Consider the following 2,682-nt stretch of genomic DNA (forward strand, 5'->3'; position numbering starts at 1 on the left):
GTGTTGACAGCGACCGGTTGATCCAGGTGGTGACCAACCTGTTGTCCAATGCCATCAAGTTTTCTCCCGCCGAGGGCACGGTCGATGTGACGGTTCGCAAGCACGGCCGCCGGGCCCGTGTGGAAATCTCTGACAGGGGCCCCGGGATTCCCGACGAGTTCCGCGCGCGCATTTTCCAGAAGTTCTCGCAAGCCGACTCCTCCGACACCCGTCAGAAAGGCGGAACCGGGCTTGGCCTGAGCATTTCCAAAGTCATTCTCGAGCGCATGGAAGGCAACATCGGTTTCACGACCGAGATCGACAAGGGAACGACGTTTTACTTCGACTTGCCTGAATGGCGTGAAGCGCCCCCAGTTACGGCGCCGGCGGGCCTTTACGCGCGCCCCCGAGTGCTGGTGTGCGAAGACGACCCGGATGTCGCCAAGCTGATCGGCATGATCATGGACAAGGGCGGGTACGACGCGGACATCGCACATACCGCGGATCAGGCGCGTGACTACCTGAAGATGGAAACCTACGCCGCCATGACGGTGGATATCAAGCTGCCCTACGAAAACGGCCTCACGCTGGTTCGTGAGCTGCGCGCCGTCAAACGCACAGCCACGCTGCCCGTGCTGGTCCTCTCAGTCATCGCCGCAGAGGCGCGGCAGCACGCCGAAAACCAGGCGCTCGGGATCTCGGAGTGGCTTGACAAGCCGCTGGACGAGCAGCGCCTGCTCAAGTGCATCAAGCGCGCCATCAGAAGCCGTTCCAATGGGAAGCGTGGGGGCGTTCTTTGAGATGTCAGCGCGGTTGCGCCCAAACCTGATTTGATGCAGCAGCCCGATGCTGCCCATGGTTGGTTTATGTAGTGATAAGCCTCTATCCTAAATCGGGCGGTTGCAACCTGCTACTAATTCGATAGCAAATTCGGTCAGTTCGAAATGAGCGTCCGGCGATTTGGGCGTTGGAGCGATTCGTTAAACCGTGCAAATGGCCAAAGGCAATAGTTACTTGTCACGAGGCCTGCCCTTATGGGGGGGAGTATCTCCACTCTGTGGATTGAAATCCCGCCTCGCGAGTTGCATCAGCAGCCGGCGACCGTTAGCGTCTGTTGTGCGCCAGGCAGTGCGGGCGAGCTCTATGAAAGCGTTTTCAGCCGGGTTGATGGCGTCGCCGCCGTGATCTTCGTCCAGCCAGCCTTTGGGTTTGCCGGACCTGTTTTCGATCTGCGCTGCTGCAGCGTCACCGATGTTTCGGGCGGTGCCCTTTGTATCTCCCTTGAACTGGCTTAGGCCACCGGCGCTGAGGCCGAGCTGCGCGGCAATGCGGCCCAGCAGGCCGACAGGTGATTCGCCAGCGGCCAACTCTTTCTCGCTGAACTCCCGAATAATGATCAGCAGGTTGTTGCGCCGGTTTCTATTGACGTTCGCTGAGTCCATGTGACGTGATTGCAACAATCCAGATTATTTTGCATCGACCCGTTGACGATGATGTAAAAAGATTTTACATTACCTTTCATCGCTACTTTGACATCAACTCTTTTCACGTACTCATCATGAAACCGATAGCCGCCAACGCAAGAACCAACACCCTCGTCTGGGGCGGTGTTGCCGTGCGTCGCATTGACGTTCATCTGGGCCAATGTCGCGGGTTGAGTCCTTTTGCGTTGTCCATGTTGCGGACCGCCATGTCCAAGCAGAAGCACGAGGATTCCACACAACCGGGAGAAGGAGACGCCTGAGCGTACCTTCTAAATCTCTGACACCCAGAGGCCCGGTATCCGCAAGGAACCGGGCCTTTTTGTTTTCCCTGACGGTGATCGTGCCGTCGATGCGCTTCAAGCGCGGGAGTCTTTAAAAATTCGCAGCGGGACAGCAGCCAAACACTGGATGGCAGCGAGCCCCGCAAAAATTGCGGACATAGCTCAGTAGGTAGAGCGTGAGCCTTCCACGCTCAATGTCGTCGGTTCGAAGCCGTCTGTCCGCTCCATTTCGGGTGTGCCTGTTTCACATCACCTGCGCGAGACCGAGGAGACGGTCTGGTGGCGTGTGTGCTGGCAGCCGGGGTTCATGGCCCCGGAAATGCAGTGCAGTGGGAGACCCCGGTTCGGCTTCATGCCGTCCGCCCGCATGCAGGTACAGCCGAAATGGACTATTTGTCACGTTCGTCTAGTGGCTCAGGACACAAGATTTTCATTCTTGTAGACAGGGGTTCGAATCCCCTACGTGACGCCAATTGCAGCGCTGGCGGCCAGGTAATTGGCCGTCAGTTGTTCAGTAAAGAAGCGCAGTGCTTGCAAGAGCGTAGTGCGGAAATCGGCCTCAAAGATAGGGTGGCACCGGAACTCGTAACCGGAAATTTTTGGGAAGATTGGCCGAGAGGTTCAAGGCACTCGCTTGCTAAGCGAGAGCCCATGAAAGTGGGCTCATGGGTTCGAATCCCTTATCTTCCGCCATCTTTTTCAGTCGTCTCCTTTCATCATTTTTATCTCCATCTGTTTGATGGGCCGTTCGCCAAGCTGGTCCAAGGCATCGGGTTTTGATCCCGACATTTCGGTGGTTCGTATCCATCAAGGCCTGCCATTTTTTTGGGTTGCATAGCTCAGTGGTAGAGCAGCGGGCTCATAACCCGCCGGTCGTTGGCTCGGTCCCAACTGCAACCACCATCGCATCACCTGGTTATTTGCGCGCATTGCTCAGC

At 57.1% G+C, this 2,682-nt stretch carries 3 protein-coding genes and 5 tRNA genes; 7 read left to right on the forward strand and 1 reads right to left on the reverse strand.

Annotation, left to right across the window (positions count from 1 at the left end; all coding sequences use genetic code 11):
- A partial coding sequence (locus AC1D0Z_RS19215) for a sensor histidine kinase (RefSeq protein ID WP_477659788.1) occupies positions 1-779 on the forward strand: 779 nt, incomplete at its 5' end.
- Between the two features lie 210 nt (positions 780-989).
- On the opposite strand, the gene AC1D0Z_RS19220 is transcribed toward AC1D0Z_RS19215, so the two are convergent.
- Positions 990-1,421: a hypothetical protein gene (locus AC1D0Z_RS19220; protein WP_477659789.1), complete on the reverse strand. Its 432-nt coding sequence runs from the start codon at positions 1,419-1,421 to the stop codon at positions 990-992.
- Positions 1,422-1,426: 5 nt separating this feature from the next.
- Between AC1D0Z_RS19220 and AC1D0Z_RS19225 the strand changes: the two genes are divergently transcribed.
- The 6 genes from AC1D0Z_RS19225 to AC1D0Z_RS19250 all read left to right on the forward strand — a co-directional run bounded on the left by AC1D0Z_RS19225 (position 1,427) and on the right by AC1D0Z_RS19250 (position 2,647).
- Positions 1,427-1,723: a hypothetical protein gene (locus AC1D0Z_RS19225; protein ID WP_477659790.1), complete on the forward strand. Its 297-nt coding sequence runs from the start codon at positions 1,427-1,429 to the stop codon at positions 1,721-1,723.
- Between the two features lie 172 nt (positions 1,724-1,895).
- Positions 1,896-1,971, forward strand: a tRNA-Gly gene (locus AC1D0Z_RS19230).
- 168 nt (positions 1,972-2,139) lie between these two features.
- A tRNA-Glu gene (locus AC1D0Z_RS19235) sits at positions 2,140-2,216 on the forward strand.
- Positions 2,217-2,346: 130 nt separating this feature from the next.
- Positions 2,347-2,437 (forward strand) — tRNA-Ser (locus AC1D0Z_RS19240).
- A gap of 48 nt (positions 2,438-2,485) precedes the next feature.
- Positions 2,486-2,564: transfer RNA gene (locus AC1D0Z_RS19245), tRNA-Gln, on the forward strand.
- An 8-nt stretch (positions 2,565-2,572) separates the two neighbouring features.
- Positions 2,573-2,647, forward strand: a tRNA-Ile gene (locus tag AC1D0Z_RS19250).
- The last annotated feature ends 35 nt before the right edge of the window (positions 2,648-2,682 follow it).

The organism is Polaromonas sp. P1_E3 (assembly GCF_056405935.1).